Source organism: Mesorhizobium sp. M0136, assembly GCF_040322515.1.
GTDB lineage: Bacteria > Pseudomonadota > Alphaproteobacteria > Rhizobiales > Rhizobiaceae > Mesorhizobium.
In genome coordinates, this window is the sequence record NZ_JAMYTP010000020.1 from 83,210 (window position 1) to 100,388 (window position 17,179).

A 17,179-nucleotide genomic window follows, 5' to 3' on the forward strand; every position below is an offset into this window, starting at 1 on the left:
CGCCGCTATCCCATCGCATGACGGATTCTCTTGGACAGGCGGCTCAAAAATGCCGGTCTGGACGATGCGTCAAGCTTCCACGACAGCACCGCCGTCGCCATTTTCCGCGGCAATACCCCAACCGACAGGAACCAGGCGGCAAGGATCGCACGCCGCCGCAGGGATGCGGTCATTTCGAGGCTGGCGACGGCGCCGGCCGCCCCGAGCGCCAGCCGGGAATCGTCGGCCACGGGGTGTCGGTCTCGGTCCGCGCAAAGCGACGCCAGCCGCTCTTCCAGATGGACCGGATCGTGGCGGACGGCATCCGACGGCACGATGGTCAGGCCGATCCCGGAGGCTTGGTCGGACAGCGCCTGCATGCGGCGGAAATCGTGGGTTACCCGCCAGCGTGCCCGCTCGGCGAGCTTTTCACCGAACACCGAATGATTGGCGCCGTGGATCCGATAGGCGCCGAGGCATTCGTCGATGGACTGGACGTGCCCGTACATCGGCGCCAGCGTTGCCAGATAGCCGTCGGCGCCCTGGCGGAACTCCGGCTCCGGTATCGGCATGATCGATTCGAGCGTTGCGCGGTCAAAGGCGAGCCCGCTGGTCACGGTGGTCTGGTAGCGACCCTTGTGCAGCAGTTTCGGCATGACGTCGCCGCTGTCGAAAGGCAGTTCGGGCGGCGGAAAGACATCCTTGATGCGTTGCCCCTCGTCGACGATATGCAGTCTGGACTGGACCTGAGCGGTTGCCTCGTCCCAGGTGTCGACAATGGTGGAGACGGCGGTTGGATAAAGATAATCGTCGGCGTCGAGGAACAGGACGATCTTGCCCGAGCTCGCAGCGAAGCCGGTGTTGAATGCCGCCGCGTGTCCGCCATTTTGCGCTCGCGGGCATGCGAGGATCTCGTCGTGATACGATTCCATGATCGTCGTGGAATTGTCCTGCGATGCATCGTCGACGACGATGACCTCGACATCCGCGTAGTCCTGCTCGAGAGCGCTGTCGATGCTGCGTTTGAGGAACCGCGCGTAGTTGTAATTCGGGATGATGATGGATACCGGAAGCCGGTTTTGGACAGACTGCATCGCGTTTGACCTCGCATCTTGCTTTGGTTCGGCAAAAGCCCTCATGGGCTCGCCCTTCTTCAAGCGCCCCTCTTGACGCGCGACGAGTTCCCCGGAGGAGAAAGCTTGCGCTTTCCACGAGGAGACGGTCACGTTTCGCTTTGCGACTTCGTATTGAGGCCGCCATTGCCTTCAAGGGCTGCTGCCATGCTCAGAGGGTCGGCGGCAGCAAAAGCTCCGACGTTCGGCCAAGGTGATGTCGCAGCCGAGCCCGACGGAAATGTCTCGCCTCGCGATCAGGTCGGGAGCGAAGCGGACGGGTGCCCTGAAGACATGGCGGATAGTGGCCTGCAAATGCGGCTGGAACAAGCCCCGCGTCGAAAACAGGGCCACTTCAGGTTGCGTTTCAGGCGGCATGCCGCGACCGCCGGCGCTTTTGCCCCGGAGCCGGCGAACCGCCTCCGGGGCTTATGGTCATGTGGCCTGAACAGTCAGGCGGCCTGCAAACCCGGCAGCGACAGGTCGACTTCCTCCGGTAAGTCGCCGGCCATGGCGGCGGCGAACTTCGTCTGATCGAGTTCTCCTTCCCAGCGTGCCACCACGACCGTCGCCACCGCATTGCCGATGAAGTTGGTCAGCGCCCGGCATTCCGACATGAAGCGGTCGACGCCGAGGATCAGCGCCATGCCGGCGACCGGCACGGTGGGGACGACCGAAAGCGTCGCCGCCAGGGTGATGAAGCCGGCGCCGGTGATGCCGGCGGCACCCTTGGAGCTCAGCATGGCGACCGCAAGCAGCAGGATCTGGTCGCCATAGGTGAGTGGCGTGTCGGTCGCCTGCGCGATGAACAGCGCCGCCAGCGTCATATAGATGTTGGTGCCGTCCAGATTGAAGGAATAGCCGGTCGGGATGACCAGGCCGACCACCGAGCGGTTGCAGCCGGCGCGCTCCATCTTGGCCATGAGGCCCGGCAATGCCGCTTCCGAGGACGAGGTGCCGAGCACCAGCAGCAGCTCCTCCTTGATGTAGCGGATCAGCGCCAGGATCGAGAAGCCGTTGTAGCGGGCAACCGCGCCGAGCACCACCAGCACGAAGAGCAACGCGGTCAGGTAGAATGTGCCGATCAGCATGGCCAGGTTGGCGATCGAGCCGATGCCGTATTTGCCGATGGTGAAGGCCATGGCGCCAAACGCGCCGATCGGCGCGGCCTTCATCAGGATGGCGACGAGGCGGAAGATCGGCGTGGTCAGCGCCTGCAGGAAATCGACGACCGGACGGCCGCGATCGCCGACCAGCGCCAGGGCGACACCGAACAGCACCGAGAAGAACAGCACCTGCAGGATGTCGCCCTGAGCGAAGGCGCCGGTGATGGTATCGGGGATGATGTTCATCAGGAAGCCGACGATGGTTGTGTCGTGCGCCTTCTCGGCATAGGCCGTCACCTTGGTGGTATCGAGCGTGGCCGGATTGATGTGCATGCCAGCGCCGGGCTGGACGACATTGGAGACGACCAGGCCGACGACCAGCGCCAGCGTCGAGAACACCAGGAAATAGATCATCGCCTTGCCGGCGACGCGGCCGACCTTCTGCAGGTCGGAAACGCCGGCGATACCGGTCGCCACGGTCAGGAAGATCACCGGCGCGATCACCATCTTCACCAGCTTGATGAAGGCGTCGCCGAACGGCTTCATCGCCTCGCCGGTTTCAGGATAGAAATGGCCGAGCAGCACGCCGGCGGCAATCGCCGCCAGCACCTGCACATAAAGATGCCGGTATAAGGGAAGTTTGCCGCGCGGCTCGGCGGCAGCGATTGCTGTCTGCATGACGTCCTCCATGGCGCCCCGATCGAAAGCTCGACTCCCCGGGGCAGTTGTTTTGACCAGCAGCCTCGCGACTGCTGAATTCGTGTTTGCAACAGCCGTGCCAGATGCGCAGAAGAGTTATTCATCATTGATTTTATTGAGCATTCACAAACGTCCGCACAGCCGGACGCATGGTCAAGTGCGACTCTCCGCATAGGTCGAATTGTGTTTTGTGCGAGTTCATGCACAAATGGGCGATGCTGCAACGCCACGCCGGTGCCTTGTCTTCGACGCCCGAGCAACTCGCCAGGCGGGCGCGCCGAGCCTGGCTGCTGTTTGCGGCCGTCGCGCTTTTGATCGTCACGGCAGCGCTCTACGGCGCCGGCCTTTACGGCCGCACCGCCGAGATCGGGACCTTGGCGGCGCAGGGGCGTACCGACGCCAATCTGAAGGTCGCGCTGCTGCGCGCCGTGCTCGAAAGCCCGCGCGCCCTGCCCCTGCTTTTGTCCGCAGACCAGCAAGTGCGTGACGCGCTGTCGCAGAAAAACGCCGCGGCAATCGATGTGCTAAACCGCAAGCTCGACGGGCTGGTCTCCGGCACCAAGGCGTCGGTGCTCTATGTGATCGGCGCCGACGGACTGGCGATCGCCTCCAGCAACTGGCGCGAGCCGATCAGCTTCGTCGGCAATGACTATCGTTTTCGCGATTATTTCTCCGGCGCGATGCAGGCCGGAACCGCCGAATATTTTGCGCTCGGCAATGTCAGCAAGCGTCCCGGCCTCTACATTTCGCGGCGCGTCGGCGATGCCGCCGCACCGCTCGGCGTCGTCGTCGTCAAGATGGAGTTCGACCAGCTCGAAGCCGACTGGCGCGAGGCCAACCGCCCGGCCTATGTCAGCGACGAGAATGGTGTCGTGCTGATCACCAGCGTGCCGTCCTGGCGCTTCATGACAACCGCGCCGCTGGCCGCACCCAAGCAAGCCGCAATTCGCGACAGCCAACAGTTCGGCGACGCGCCGCTTGTGCCGTTGCCGATCATGCACGCGCAGGCGCTCAGCCCGGATGTGTCGCTCGTCCACGCGGTGACGCCCGGCGGCAGCGACGCGCAGTATCTCAGCCTTTCGACGCCGGTTCCTTCGACCCCCTGGCGGCTCGACTATCTGATCCCGGCTGAAGCGCCGATCGCCGCTGCCGTCCGCGAAATGCGGCTTCTGGCACTGGGTGTCGTCGTGCCGCTGCTCGGCCTGGCCGCGTATCTGTTGTGGCGCCGGCAGTCGGCGCAGATGCGGATTGCCGCCGAACAGGCGGCGCGCACCGAACTCGAACGCCGCGTTGTCGAACGCACCGAGGATCTGAGCCGAGCCCGCGACCGGTTGCAGGCCGAGATATCAGACCACCGCAGCACGGAAGCCAAGCTCCAAATCGTGCAGCAGGATCTGGTCCAGGCCAACCGCCTCGCCATCCTCGGCCAGGTCGCCGCCGGCGTCGCCCATGAGATCAACCAGCCGGTCGCCACCATCCGTGCCTATGCCGACAACGCCCGCACCTTCCTCGACCGCAAGCAGACCGGGCCGGCTGAGGAAAACCTCGGCGCCATTGCAGCCCTTACCGAACGCATCGGCTCAATTACCGAGGAGTTGAAGGCATTTGCCCGCAAGGGCCGCACAGCCGCCGAGCCTGTCGAATTGCGCGGCGTCATCGAGGGCGCCGTCATGCTGTTGAGAAGCCGCTTTGCCGGCCGGCTCGACGCATTGGTCGTCGACCTGCCGCTGCCGAGCCTCAAGGTCATGGGCAATCGGGTGCGGCTCGAACAGGTGCTGATCAATCTCTTCCAGAACGCGCTGGAGGCGCTCGACGGCCGCGACGACGCTCATGTGCAGGTCTCGGTCGAAGAGACCGCGGACGGCGTGACGATCAGCGTATCCGACAACGGGCCCGGCATTCCGCCGGCGATCCTCAAATCGCTGTTCACGCCGTTCAACACCTCCAAGGAAAAAGGCCTTGGCCTCGGCCTCGTCATCTCCAAGGACATCGTCGCCGACTATGGCGGACGCATCGAGGTTTCGAGCGGCGACAGCGGCACCCGCTTCACCATTCATCTCCAGAAAGCAGCGTAAGCCATCATGACGAACGACAATTCCGCACCGGTGGTCCTGATCGATGACGATCGCGATCTCCTCAAGGCCACCGCGCAGACGCTGGAGCTTGCCGGCTTCTCGGTCTCGGCCTTTGCGGTGGCGGCCGAGGCGCTGGCCACGCTCGACGCCGGTTTTGCCGGCGTCGTGGTGTCGGATATCCGCATGCCTCAGATCGACGGCTTGCAGCTTTTCAATCGCATCCTGCGGCTGGATGCCGACATTCCCGTCATCCTCGTCACCGGCCATGGCGACATCGCCATGGCCGTCAAGGCGATCAAGGACGGCGCCTACGACTTCATCACAAAGCCCTTCGCCGCCGACCGGCTGGTGCAGAGCGTGCGCCGCGCAGCGGAAAAGCGCCGCCTGGTAATGGAGAACCGGGCCTTGCGCGAGGCGGCCGGAGAGGCGCAGGACAGCCTGCCGCTGATCGGCCAGACGCCGGCGATGGACAGGCTGCGCCGTACGCTGCGCCAGATCGCCGATACCGACGTCGACGTGCTGGTGACCGGCGAGACCGGCTCCGGCAAGGAGGTGGTGGCAAGTCTTCTGCATCGCTGGAGCCGCCGCGCCAAGGGCAATTTCGTCGCGCTGAATTGCGGCACGCTGCCGGAGACCGTCATCGAGAGCGAGTTGTTCGGCCATGAGGCCGGCGCCTTCACCGGCGCGCAGAAGAAACGGATCGGCCGCATCGAGCACGCCAGCGGCGGCACGCTGTTCCTCGACGAGATCGAAAGCATGCCGGTCTCGACACAGGTGCAGATGCTGCGCGTGCTGGAGATGCGCGAGGTCACGCCGCTCGGCACCAACGAGGTGCGGCCGGTGGATCTGCGCGTCGTCGCCGCCGCCAAGGTCGACCTCGGCGATCCGCGCCAGCGCGGCGCTTTCCGCGAGGATCTCTATTACCGGCTCAACGTGGTGACGATCTCGATCCCGCCGCTGCGCGAGCGCCGTGACGATGTCGCCCTGCTGTTCTTCTATTTCGCCGAGCGCGCCGCCGCCCGCTTCCACCGCCCTGTGCCGGCAGTGCCGGCGACGGTGCATCGCCATCTGAGCGACCATGACTGGCCGGGCAATGTGCGCGAACTGGCGCATTTCGCCGAGCGGTTTGTGCTTGGATTGGAGGAAGGCGCCGAAGCACAACCCCCTGCCCAGGCTCAATCGAACGCCGCCATGAAGCTGCCTGAGCGGCTGGAGCGCTACGAGGCCGACATCATCCGCGAGACGCTTGGCCGCAACGACGGCGATGTCAGGCGCACGATCGAGGCGCTGGGGATTCCGCGCAAGACCTTCTACGACAAGCTCCAGCGCCACGGCATCGTGCGCAGCGATTTTTCCCGGTAATCGCCGCCGGCCTCGCGACCGGGCGGCTCGGCTATTTGGCGTCGTGGAAGATGATGCCGACAGTGTGGCGCATGCCGGAGCGTAGCCGGCTGACGCCGTGCCTGAGGTTGACGCGGTAATTGCCCTTGCTGCCCTGGACCGGACGATTGTGGACCGCGAAGGCGACTGCATCGCCCTGGCGCAGCGGCACCACCTCGACGCGGCTTTGCATGCGCGGACGCTGCTCGGTCAGCACGAACTCGCCGCCGGTGAAATCCTTGCCTGGTTCCGACAACAGGATCGCCACCTGCAGCGGGAAGGCAAGATCGCCGTAGAGATCCTGGTGCAGGCAGTTGAAGTCGCCGGGGACATATTGCAGCAGGAGCGGCGTCGGCCGCGTCTGGCCCTGCTCGTGGCATTGCTCGAGGAACGCGGCGTGTTCGTCGGGATAGCGCTGCGCGATACCCATGCGCGCGTTCCAGTCGTTGGCAACCGCGGCCAGGCGCGGATAGAGCGCGGTGCGCAAGCCGCCGATCAAGTCGGGCAAGGGATAGCGGAAATAGCGGTACTCGCCCTTGCCGAAACCATGCCGCGCCATGTGCACATGGCTGCGGAAATGGCTCTCGTCCGGATAGAGCCCGGCGATATGCCGGCACTCCTGCGGCGTCAGCAGCTTTTCCATCACCGCGCAGCCATAGCCGCTCAGCTCATCGGCCAGCGTCCGCCAATCATATCCGGCAACGCGCACCTCCGCCGATTTCACCGCCGCTTTCGCGCCTATCGAATGGATGGTCATGGCTTCGCCTCCTGTGGCTTCTCTGTCATTGAGATGGGTGAAACGGCGCGCGCGGACCACCCGTTTCTTGCCGGGTGAGGTTCGCGGGACTGGACGTCATTCGATTTCCGATTTCGTGGTCATGGGCTAAACTTGTTCCACTCAACGGGACCGCCACCTCCATGATCGTCCAGACCTGCATCAATGGCGCGCGCAGCGCCGATTTCCACCCCCGACTGCCGCTTGATCCCGAAGCCATGGCGCGAGACGGCGCGGCCTGCGTGGCCGCAGGTGCGGCCGAACTGCATGTTCATGCCCGCGGGCTCGATGGCCGCGAAAGCCTTGCGCCTGACGCGATGGACCCGACCGTGCTGGCGCTCCGCCGCGCCTGCCCGGGAACGCTGATTGGCGTGTCGACGGGTGCCTGGATCGAGAACGACGACCAGCGGACGCTGGCCGCGATCGCCGCCTGGAGCGAGCTGCCCGACTATGCCTCGGTCAATCTCAGCGAGAACGCAGCGCCCGCCGTCATGGAAAGCCTGCGCCAGCGCGGCATTGGCATCGAGGCCGGGCTCGCCTCCGTTGCCGACGCCGAACGCCTGGTGAGCCTCGACCATGGCAAACGCGTGCTGCGCATCCTGATCGAAATCTCCGAGCAGGAGCCGGACGCTGCGCTTGAGATCAGCGACGATATCGCCGCCGTGCTCGACGGCGCCGGAATGCGCCGGGCAATCCTGCTGCACGGCGCCGACGCCACGGTCTGGCCTTTCGTGCACCGGGCGGCGGAACGCCGTTGGTCGACGCGCGTCGGACTGGAAGACGGCAAGGAGCTTCCTGATGGAACAGTAGCACCCGGTAACGCTGCGCTGACAGCGGCAGCCGTCGCTATCTTCGAGACCAGTCGTTAGCACGGGGAAAGCGTCGATGGCCGCCGATCCCCCTCTTCAGGGGGGAGATAGCAAGTTTTGGCAAATAGGCAGGTCTAAGTCGGCGAACTCAAGCGTGGCAGCATTCAGTAAAATCTATATAAAACTTTACATATTAATTAAACCAGCAATTAATCAGCACATCAACGACCCCGTATGTTAGTGCTCTCCCGCACCGGGGACCATTTTTATGAAAATCATTCCGCAGAATGATCACGCCGCGCCGCGCCGGATTCAACAGTATACATCGATACAGATCCTGCGGGGGCTGGCAGCCCTCATGGTTGTTACCTATCATCTTCCGGGCGCACTGGGCATGCTCGACCTGCGTATTCCCGTTCTGAACAGTGGCGTCGACTTGTTTTTCGTCATCAGTGGTTTTGTCATGGTTCTCTCGACGGAGAACAGACGCTCAGACCACCGTGCTTTTTTGATGCAGCGGTTCACGCGCGTCGTTCCGTTCTATTGGGTTATGACCTTCCTCATGGTCGCCGCACTTTGGTTGTTTGCCGGTCGTGCAGTGTCTCTTGAGCAGATCACCAATAGCCTGCTTTTCATACCCTATCTCGATACGGTCACAGGCTATGTCCAACCGGTGCTTGGCGTGGGTTGGACGCTCAATCTGGAAATCCTGTTTTACATTCTGTTCGCGGCGACTATGCGTGTCGGCACGCTGACGCAAATGGCCATGGTCGGCGTTGTCTTTGCAATCGCCGTAGCGGCGCGCATCGTCTTCAAACCCGCCGCCGACACTGTGCTGTTTTTCTATACCACGCCAATCCTGTTTGAGTTCCTTGCCGGCATGGCGCTCGGCCACCTGGTCGGCAGACTGGCGCGTTTGCCTACCGTCCTGGGTGTCTCGGCGCTCGTGTTCGCCATCGTGTCCATGCTGGTGATGGTACTTGGCTTCAACTTGCCGCGAACCCTTGCTCAGGGAATCCCGGCCTTGATCCTTGTCGCCGGTTGCATCAGCCTGGAAAACTACTTCCGGCTTTTTGCTCCTCGCCTGCTGGCAAGGTTGGGCGATGCCTCCTACTCTCTCTATCTGACGCATCCTATCGTGCTGCTTGCGACCGCTCCTGTCGTTGCAAGCGTCAGCGTATCACCATGGCTTGCTGGCATGGTTATTGTCACCGCCTGCATTGCCGTCTCCCTGGCCAGCTACAGTTTTGTTGAAAAGCCGATTTTGGCCATTTCGCGGATGAGCCTTTCCGCCCGTCACGTGAAGGCATGAGTTGCGGCTGCGCTCCGCGGAACCACGCTGTCTCGCCAACCTTAGATCGGCGGCGCTGAACCTTCAAAAGATCCGGAAACAAAAACCCGCCTCGGGAGGACGGGTCGTTGGAGCCAAATTGGCACCATGTGCAAATTAATAGCATAGCTGCCGGCACAAAGCAAGAACAAAATGTGGCGCACTTGACGAAAATTGCCGACAGGCACAGAGCCATGGCGGATGACATGCCTCTTGCCATTGTTAAAAATCTCTCATAACGTATTTTCATATCCGAAAGAAAATCCGACCGTTTATTTCCCTTTATGAAAGCCTGAGCGTTTGCGGGAACATCTCGATCAGACCGACCGGCGACTGGTCAAGCTGCTGTCGCAGGATGCGCAGCTTGGCGTCAACCGCCTTGCTGAGAAGATGGCGATCTCGGTGCCGACGGTGCGCATGCGGCTGCGCAACCTGCTCGACCGCAACCTGCTCAAGATCGTCGGGCTGCTCAACCTCACCGAACGCCCCGAGCTGATCTCGGCGATCGTCGGCATCAATGCGCAGGGACGCGGTCGCGCCCGGGAACTGGCGCAGCGCATCTCCGAACTGCCTTTCGTGAACTCGGCCGCCGTCGTCACCGGACGCTTCGACATCATCGTCGACGTGACCGTGGCCGGCGATGTCGCCGATCTCTACCGCGTCACCAGCGAGCTGATCCCCGGCGCCGGTGAGCCGGGCGAAGTCGTGCGCAGCGAGACCTTCGTCGTCATGGCGTCGTGCAACAAATGGGTCAGCCTGCCGGAAGGCTGCTGGTCGGACGAGACGCGGAAGGAAATGGCATGAAGATCGCGGTTCTCGGCGGCCTCGGCCTGCAAGGCCGGGCGGCGATCGCCGATCTCGTTGCCAGCGACGGCGTCGAGCAAGTGGTCTGTGTCGACACCGCAACCGACGGCGCTGCGCGGCTTGGCGGCCTGACCGACCTTGCCCGGGTGCGTTTCGTCGTGCCGGAGGGCGCGATCGGTCCGGTGCTGGCCGATGTGATGAAGGATGTCGACGCGGTCATCGACCTGTTGCCGCAACCGCTGATGCGCGAGGCGGTGCAGGCGGCGATCGCGACGCGCACGCCGCTGGTCACCACCAATTACGGCAAGGCCATCGCCGATCTCGCGCCGGAGGCCGAAAAGGCCGGCGTCTCGATCGTCACCGAATGCGGGCTCGACCCCGGCATCGACCTTGTGCTCTACGCGCGCGCCGCAAGCCAGTTCGACACCATCACCGCGATCGACTCCTACTGCGGCGGCATTCCCGAGCCGAAAGCGGTGGTCGAGCCGCTGCGCTACAAGGTGAGCTGGAATTTCGACATGGTTCTGGTCAGCCAGAACCGCGACAGTGTGCTGGTCGAGAATGGCGAACGGGTCGATGTGCCGGCCGCCCGCCAGCACGACAATCGCTTCATCCACGAGATCGAGGTGGCGGGGCTGGGCAGGCTGGAAGCCTTCCCCAATGGCGACGCGCCGCATTATGCCGGCATGCTTGCCGCCGCAAAGGGGCTGCAGCGCTCCGGCCGATATTCGCTGCGCTGGCCTGGCTGGTCGGCGTTCTGGGCGCCGCTGAAGCAGCTCGGCTTCCTGTCCGAGGAAAAGGTATCCGGCACCGGTGCCAGCCCACGCGAATTCCTCGGCCGGCTGCTCGGTCCGCAACTGCAATATGGCGCCGACGAAAAAGACCTTTGCGTGATGCGCAACGTCTTTGTCGGCAGCGAAGGCGGCCGCCGCAAGACGGTGACCTCGGAGCTGGTCATCGAACGCGATCTCGCCTCCGGCCTGTTCGGCATGAGCCTTGGCGTCGGCTATCCCGCCAGCATCGTGGCGCAGATGCTGGCACGGCGCGAGATCGCCACGCCCGGCCTGCTCAACCCGCTGCTGCATGTGCCCGATGGCCGCTTCCTCGACGCGCTGGCCAGGCGCGGCATCAAGGTTGCCGAAATAGTGAGCTGGGACTGAAGGATTTTCGAACGGTGGTTGCCGCCGGCAACGGCGCTGCCGCTCAAAAAGCACCCGATGGGGTGAAACAACAAGTGGAACAACAAACGACAACAAGGAGGAATGCCCAAATGAAGATTGCCAAGCTTTTCATCGCCGGACTTGCGCTCGCCGGCCTCACCGCTGCCGCCAGTGCCGGAACCCTCGACGAGATCACCAAGCGCGGTGAGTTGCGCGTTGCGGTGCAGACGCAAGGCCCGCCCTTTTCGCTGGTGGGCGCCGCCGGCGAACGCACCGGCAGTTCGGTCGAACTCGCTGAACTGATGGCCAAGGAAATGGGCGTCAAGATCACCTTCCTCGACTTCGACTGGGACGGCCTGATCCCGGCGCTGCTGTCGGGCAAGGCCGATCTTCTGGTCGCCGACATGACGCCGACGCTGGCGCGCGGCATGAAGGTCGCCTTTACCAAGCCTTACATGTACACGGGCAGCACCGTCTTCACCAAGGCTGGGACCGCCTTCAAGTCCACCGAGGACTGCAAGGCCAAAGGCACCAAGATCGCGGTGCTGCTCGGCGCCACCGGCGAGAAGGAAGCCAAGGCCGCCTTCCCCGATGCCGACATCAAGAGCTACAAGGGCGGCGGCCCGCTGCTGCTCGACGCCGTCAATAACGGCCAGGCCGATTGCGGCGTCAACGACGTCTCGGCGGTCAAGGGGCAGTCGACCGCTTACCCAGCCGGCAGCTTCACCATCATGCCGGATATGCTGTCGAAGGAGCCGCTGGCCTTCGCCACGCGCTATGACGAGCAGGACCTGCTGGTCTGGATGAACCTGTTCCTCGACCAGGTCAGCCTCGACGGCCGCCTGCAAAAGAACCTCGATTACTGGGTGAATTCCGACGCCTGGAAAAAAGACCACTAACGGATAGGGAGTAGGGAGTAGGGAGCAGGAAGTAGAAATAGGGAGCATGGAGTGGCTGATGGCCATTCCGGACACCTTCACTACTCACTACTGCCTACTCACTACTGCCCACTCACCATGCTCGAAAACTTCAGCTTCCGCACCATCGTCGAATATCTGCCCCTGTTCGGGCAGGGCCTCGTCACGACCGTGTGGCTGTCTGCGCTCTCCTTTGCCGGCGCGCTCGCCGTCGGCATCGTGCTCGCCGCAATGAATTTGCAGCGCGGCCGGCTGTTCCGCGTCCCGGCCAAGGCCTATATCGACGCCGTGCGCGCCACGCCCTTACTGGCGCAGCTTTATTTCCTCTATTTCGGCCTGCCGCGGCTCGGCTTCGTCCTGCCCGAGCTCGTCGTCGGCATCCTGGCCCTGTCGCTGAACAGCGGCGCCTATGTCGCCGAGATCATCCGCGCCGGCATCCTGTCGATCCCGCGCGGCCAGGTCGAGGCCGGCGTCGCCTCGGGCATGACCTATGTCCAGCGCATGCGCCTCGTCATCCTGCCGCAGGCGTTCAAGGTGACGATCCCGCCGCTGCTCGGCCAGGCAATCGTGCTGGTCAAGGATTCCGCGCTGTTGTCGCTGATCTCCGTCGCCGAACTGACGCGCGCCGGACAATTGCTCGCTTCCGACCGCTTCATGCCGGCGGAAGGTTTTATCACCATCGCCGCCTTCTACCTCCTGCTCTATTACGGGCTGAAGGGGCTGGCGGCGCTCTCCGGGCGCTGGCTCGGCCTCGCGGGGGCACGGACATGATCTGGCAGCAGCTGCAAAGCATCGCCGGCAGCTACCCCCTCGCCTTGCGCGGCCTCGGCATGACCGTGGTGCTGTCGCTGATCAGCCTGGTGCTGGGCACGCTGCTCGGCTTCTGCCTCGGCATCCTGCGCACCGGCGGCAACCGGCTGATCAGCGGCGCGATCGGCGCCTGGGTCGACCTGATCCGCGGCACACCGTTCCTGGTGCAGATCTTCCTGATCTTCTTCATCCTGCCGGAACTCGGCATCGAGCTCGACGCCTTCATCGCCGGCATCATCGCGCTGACCAATCTGGCCGCCTGCTTCATCTGCGAGATCGTCGTCGCCGGCATCCGCTCGGTGCCGACCGGCCAGGTCGAGGCGGCGCTGGCGTCCGGCCTGTCGCGCTGGCAGCGCATGCGCCAGGTGGTGCTGCCGCAGGCGATGCGCATCGTGCTGCCGCCGCTGGTCGGGCAATATGTGCTGCTGATCAAGGATTCCTCGGTTGTCTCGGCCATCGGCCTCACCGACCTCACCCGCGTCGGCTGGCTGGTGGTGCAGCGTGTGCCGAACGGCCTGCTCGTCTTCTTCCTCGTCGGGCTCGGTTACTTCATGGTCTGCTACCCCCTGATCATGCTGGCCCGCCGGCTGGAGCAACGCATGGGCGCGGCGCATGGCGAGGTGCAGTTGTGATGTCGAACCTTAGCAAAAATGGCACTGGCATGATCGAATTTCGCGGCGTCAACAAATGGTTCGGCCAGCTCAACGTGCTCAGGGATATCACGCTGAGCGTCGAGCCGCGCGAAGTGGTCGTCGTCTGCGGCCCGAGCGGCTCGGGCAAGAGCACCTTGATCCGCTGCATCAACGGGCTGGAGACGATCCGCGACGGCGACCTGACGGTCGACGGCCAGCGTCTCGGCGACGCCGCCACCAACATGACGCGGCTGCGCACCGAGATCGGCTTCGTCTTCCAGTCGTTCAACCTCTATCCGCACAAGACGGCGCTCGAGAACGTGACGCTGGCGCCGATCCATGTCCGCAAGATCCCGCGCACCGAGGCCGAAAAGGCCGGGCGCGAGCTGCTCGCCAAGGTGGGCCTCGCCGACAAGGTCGATGCCTATCCGGCGCAACTCTCAGGCGGCCAGCAGCAGCGCGTGGCGATCGCGCGCTGCCTCGGCATGCGGCCCAAGATCATGCTGTTCGACGAGCCGACCTCGGCGCTCGACCCCGAGATGATCTCGGAAGTGCTCGACGTCATGGTCGCCGTGGCCGAGGAAGGCATGACCATGATGGTGGTGACGCACGAGATGGGCTTTGCCCGCAAGGTCGCCCAGCGCGTCGTGTTCATGGACGCCGGCGCCATTGTCGAGAGCGGCACCCCGGACGAGTTCTTCTCGCACCCGAAGACGGACCGCAGCCGCGCCTTCCTGAGCAAGATCCTGCGGCATTAGGGTTCGAACTCAACTCAGCTGGCTGTCGTCGATGGCGGAGATGGATGGAAAGCGGCCCTTCGCTGGACGTTCCCTAATACGACAGATGCGCGCCGGGCTTCCTCTTAGGGCGGCCATTGCCGCACTTCCACCAGCCGCTTCCCTTTATGCTGGCATCAAATCGATGACCCGCATGATCGCGACCGCACTGCTCGTGTTCTGGGTGCCTTCTGTCGTAGCGCCATTAGCGCAGGCCCAAACATCGCCCTTCTTGACTGTGAACTTTTGTTTGTTGTGAACGACCGAAAGTTCTCCCTCAGTCATGTGGCAGAGCATGTCGTTCTTCATCATGTTGTCAGTCGTCTTCGCTCCAGGCTGAATGACAACATCGCGCAGCTTCACCGTTGCATAGGCTGGTATGACCGACTTGCGCTCACCAAGCGCTACAACTCTGACGCCGGGTGAGACCTCCTTGCCCTCATCGGGGCCGTAAGTCTGGGCAGCTGCTGGTGTCCCCCAAGCGATCAGAGGCGTTGCGGCCAGTGTAAGACCGAGTGCAATTGTGGATCTACGATTGACGGCTTCCATGGTTTCCTCCCTGTTCAAAAGTTGGTCGGAAAGGTAGGCCAACAATCAACGATGGGCCGTTGCGGCGAAGAGTCAACTGACCTTCCGAGTTAGTTCAGTCTCGCTCGCGGCTAGCGAGTTTCACAAACCACTCGGGTCGCCGAGACGGAGAGGGGGAATTGCGCTGACCATGTCATTGCGTGCGACCTTGTCCCGCCATCAAAGACATTTCATTCTTGCGAAGGCCCTCGCTGCCAAAGACCCCTCTCCGGCCGCTTTGCGGCCACCTCTCCCTCGCCCTGCGGCGCAGGAACCCAAGCCTATTGCGCATCCGCGTGCGTGCTCAATTCGGCCCTCTTCTCATCCGAGACAACGGCGAGGTCGAGCACCTTCTGCAATTCGGCCGCATGGCGGAACGACGGCTCGGCCTGAACGCCGTTGCGCACCGCATCGACAAAGCGCTGGTAGTTGGTCGCCACCGTTCCGGCGTCCAGAACTTGCCATTTGGCGTTCTCGACATCTTCGCCGATGCAGGCTTTCAGCTCCGAGCTGGTCAGATTGTGCACGACTTCGATGCCACCCTTGTCGCCGTAGATGCGCAGGCGGAGTTCGTTGAGATGGCCCGTCGCCCAGCGGCTGGCATGAACGACACCGAAAGCGCCATTGCTGAAATCCAGCGCCATGGTGAAACTGTCGTTGGCATCGAGCTCGTACTCGCCGATCCGGTTTTCGGGCGCCTTGTCGAAGGACCGCAGGCGGCAGAACACATGGTCGATGTCGAGTGCGGCGCCATAGCTGGCGAAATCGAGGATGTGGATGCCGACGTCGCCCAGCACGCCATTGGAGCCGTGGCCGCGCGACAGCCGCCACAACCATTTCGGATCGGTGCGCCAGTCGCCCCAGAACTTGGATACCAGCCAGCTCTGCAGATAGGAGGCCTCGACATGCCTGACCGTGCCGATCTCGCCAGCCAGCACCATGGCGCGCGCTCTCTGCAGCGGCGCGACATTGCGATAGGTCAGATTGACCATGTTGATGATGCCGGCTCGCTCGGCGGCATCGGCCATCTCACTGGCCTTCTCGAAGTTTTCGGCCAGCGGCTTTTCGCAAAGCACCGGCTTGCCCGCCGCGATCAGCATCATGGTGGTCGGATGGTGGATGCGATCGGGCGTCACGTTCGCCACCGCGTCGAACTTGCCCCATGCCAGCGCCTCGTCCAGCGACGCGAAGCGGTTGGGGATGCCATAGATGTCCGAAAACTTGTCGACACGCGTACGGTCGAGATCGACGGCGCCGATCAGTTCGACGCCCTCGATCTTGCCGAACTGCCTGGCATGCTCCTCCGCCATCCAGCCCGTACCGAGTATCAACAGACGCATGATTCTTATCCTTAGGACAGGGCTTTATCTTCTTGTTCGATAATGGATTTGTCGTCTAGCGGAAGCCGGTTTCGCCGGCGGAATGAAGTTTTCCGCCACGCTCGACGATCGGCTCGAGCGCCTTTTCCACCGGTACGTTCGGCGCATCGAGGATGGCCGGATTGGAGCCTTGGGGGTTGTGCGCCCATCTCACCGCATTGCGCAGCACCTTGTGGACGTTGGCGTCGTGATAGGTCGGATACGTCTCGTGGCCGGGCCTGAAATAGAAGATGTTGCCGGCGCCGCGGCGATAGGTCAGCCCCGACCGGAACACTTCGCCGCCCTGGAACCAGGAGATGAACACGGTCTCGAGCGGCTCCGGCACGGCGAACTGCTCGCCATACATCTCCTCGTTTTCGAGCTCGAAATACTCGCCGATCCCGGCAGCGATCGGGTGGCTTGCGCTGGTCACCCAGAGCCGTTCGCGCTCGCCCGCCTCGCGCCATTTCAGCGTGCAGGGAGTGCCCATCAGCTTCTTGAAGATCTTCGAGAAATGGCCGGAATGGAGAACGATCAGCCCCATGCCTTCCCAGACGCGGCGCGCCACGCGCTCGACCACTTCGTCGGCGACGGCGCCATGGTCCTTGTGTCCCCACCACAGCAAGACGTCGGTCTCGGCCAGACGGTCGGCCGGCAGCCCATGCTCCTTCTGCTCCAGCGTCGCCCACGATACCGAAATCTCCGGGTCGAGTTTCAGCGCATTGGCGATCGTCGCATGCATGCCCTCGGGATAGATGCCGGCGACCACCTCGTTGGTCCGCTCATGAATATTCTCGCCCCAGACGACAGCGCGTATTGTCATGATGTCCTCGTGATTGTTTGAAGCTGGAGCCGCCCCGGCCGGTCAGTCATAATATCCTCGGCCGGGA

At 63.4% G+C, this 17,179-nt stretch carries 16 protein-coding genes; 10 read left to right on the forward strand and 6 right to left on the reverse strand.

The annotated features are described in order from the left end of the window. Positions 1 to 5 precede the first annotated feature (5 nt). On the reverse strand, positions 6 to 1,073 hold the full coding sequence (locus NKJ35_RS22910) for a glycosyltransferase family 2 protein (RefSeq protein ID WP_352649647.1): 1,068 nt from the start codon (positions 1,071 to 1,073) through the stop codon (positions 6 to 8). 470 nt (positions 1,074 to 1,543) lie between these two features. Next, complete coding sequence (locus NKJ35_RS22915; RefSeq protein WP_292659748.1) at positions 1,544 to 2,875, reverse strand: dicarboxylate/amino acid:cation symporter; 1,332 nt, start codon at positions 2,873 to 2,875, stop codon at positions 1,544 to 1,546. 221 nt (positions 2,876 to 3,096) lie between these two features. On the opposite strand from NKJ35_RS22915, the gene NKJ35_RS22920 reads away from it, so the two are divergent. Together NKJ35_RS22920 and NKJ35_RS22925 are read left to right on the forward strand one after the other, a co-directional pair. Further along, complete coding sequence (locus NKJ35_RS22920; protein ID WP_352649648.1) at positions 3,097 to 4,971, forward strand: sensor histidine kinase; 1,875 nt, start codon at positions 3,097 to 3,099, stop codon at positions 4,969 to 4,971. Positions 4,972 to 4,977: 6 nt separating this feature from the next. Beyond that, the gene (locus tag NKJ35_RS22925; RefSeq protein WP_352649649.1) at positions 4,978 to 6,333 is read left to right on the forward strand and encodes a sigma-54-dependent transcriptional regulator; all 1,356 of its coding nucleotides are present in this window, start codon (positions 4,978 to 4,980) and stop codon (positions 6,331 to 6,333) included. Positions 6,334 to 6,364: 31 nt separating this feature from the next. Here NKJ35_RS22925 and NKJ35_RS22930 read toward each other — a convergent pair whose 3' ends face one another. Continuing rightward, complete coding sequence (locus NKJ35_RS22930; protein ID WP_352507122.1) at positions 6,365 to 7,108, reverse strand: 2OG-Fe(II) oxygenase; 744 nt, start codon at positions 7,106 to 7,108, stop codon at positions 6,365 to 6,367. Between the two features lie 161 nt (positions 7,109 to 7,269). On the opposite strand from NKJ35_RS22930, the gene NKJ35_RS22935 reads away from it, so the two are divergent. The 8 genes from NKJ35_RS22935 to NKJ35_RS22970 all read left to right on the forward strand — a co-directional run bounded on the left by NKJ35_RS22935 (position 7,270) and on the right by NKJ35_RS22970 (position 14,346). Further along, on the forward strand, positions 7,270 to 7,995 hold the full coding sequence (locus NKJ35_RS22935; protein WP_352649650.1) for a 3-keto-5-aminohexanoate cleavage protein: 726 nt from the start codon (positions 7,270 to 7,272) through the stop codon (positions 7,993 to 7,995). A 208-nt stretch (positions 7,996 to 8,203) separates the two neighbouring features. Next, complete coding sequence (locus tag NKJ35_RS22940) at positions 8,204 to 9,247, forward strand: acyltransferase family protein (RefSeq protein WP_352649651.1); 1,044 nt, start codon at positions 8,204 to 8,206, stop codon at positions 9,245 to 9,247. Positions 9,248 to 9,565: 318 nt separating this feature from the next. Continuing rightward, on the forward strand, positions 9,566 to 10,069 hold the full coding sequence (locus tag NKJ35_RS22945) for an Lrp/AsnC family transcriptional regulator (RefSeq protein WP_023677254.1): 504 nt from the start codon (positions 9,566 to 9,568) through the stop codon (positions 10,067 to 10,069). Beyond that, a complete protein-coding gene (locus NKJ35_RS22950) occupies positions 10,066 to 11,229 on the forward strand; it encodes a saccharopine dehydrogenase family protein (protein WP_352649652.1) in 1,164 nt (387 codons plus the stop codon). The genes NKJ35_RS22945 and NKJ35_RS22950 overlap by 4 nt, the downstream gene beginning before the upstream one ends. Before the next feature lie 110 nt (positions 11,230 to 11,339). Continuing rightward, positions 11,340 to 12,128: an ABC transporter substrate-binding protein gene (locus tag NKJ35_RS22955; RefSeq protein ID WP_023677252.1), complete on the forward strand. Its 789-nt coding sequence runs from the start codon at positions 11,340 to 11,342 to the stop codon at positions 12,126 to 12,128. Positions 12,129 to 12,245: 117 nt separating this feature from the next. Beyond that, the gene (locus tag NKJ35_RS22960; RefSeq protein WP_352475651.1) at positions 12,246 to 12,917 is read left to right on the forward strand and encodes an amino acid ABC transporter permease; all 672 of its coding nucleotides are present in this window, start codon (positions 12,246 to 12,248) and stop codon (positions 12,915 to 12,917) included. Continuing rightward, the gene (locus tag NKJ35_RS22965) at positions 12,914 to 13,588 is read left to right on the forward strand and encodes an amino acid ABC transporter permease (protein WP_352649653.1); all 675 of its coding nucleotides are present in this window, start codon (positions 12,914 to 12,916) and stop codon (positions 13,586 to 13,588) included. The genes NKJ35_RS22960 and NKJ35_RS22965 overlap by 4 nt, the downstream gene beginning before the upstream one ends. Before the next feature lie 29 nt (positions 13,589 to 13,617). Then, a complete protein-coding gene (locus tag NKJ35_RS22970; protein ID WP_352475653.1) occupies positions 13,618 to 14,346 on the forward strand; it encodes an amino acid ABC transporter ATP-binding protein in 729 nt (242 codons plus the stop codon). 144 nt (positions 14,347 to 14,490) lie between these two features. Here NKJ35_RS22970 and NKJ35_RS22975 read toward each other — a convergent pair whose 3' ends face one another. The 3 genes from NKJ35_RS22975 to NKJ35_RS22985 form a co-directional block, all read right to left on the reverse strand. Continuing rightward, complete coding sequence (locus tag NKJ35_RS22975) at positions 14,491 to 14,913, reverse strand: hypothetical protein (RefSeq protein WP_352475654.1); 423 nt, start codon at positions 14,911 to 14,913, stop codon at positions 14,491 to 14,493. 299 nt (positions 14,914 to 15,212) lie between these two features. Further along, positions 15,213 to 16,271: a Gfo/Idh/MocA family protein gene (locus NKJ35_RS22980; protein ID WP_352649654.1), complete on the reverse strand. Its 1,059-nt coding sequence runs from the start codon at positions 16,269 to 16,271 to the stop codon at positions 15,213 to 15,215. A 55-nt stretch (positions 16,272 to 16,326) separates the two neighbouring features. Then, a complete protein-coding gene (locus NKJ35_RS22985) occupies positions 16,327 to 17,112 on the reverse strand; it encodes a ThuA domain-containing protein (RefSeq protein WP_352475656.1) in 786 nt (261 codons plus the stop codon). Positions 17,113 to 17,179: the final 67 nt, after the last annotated feature.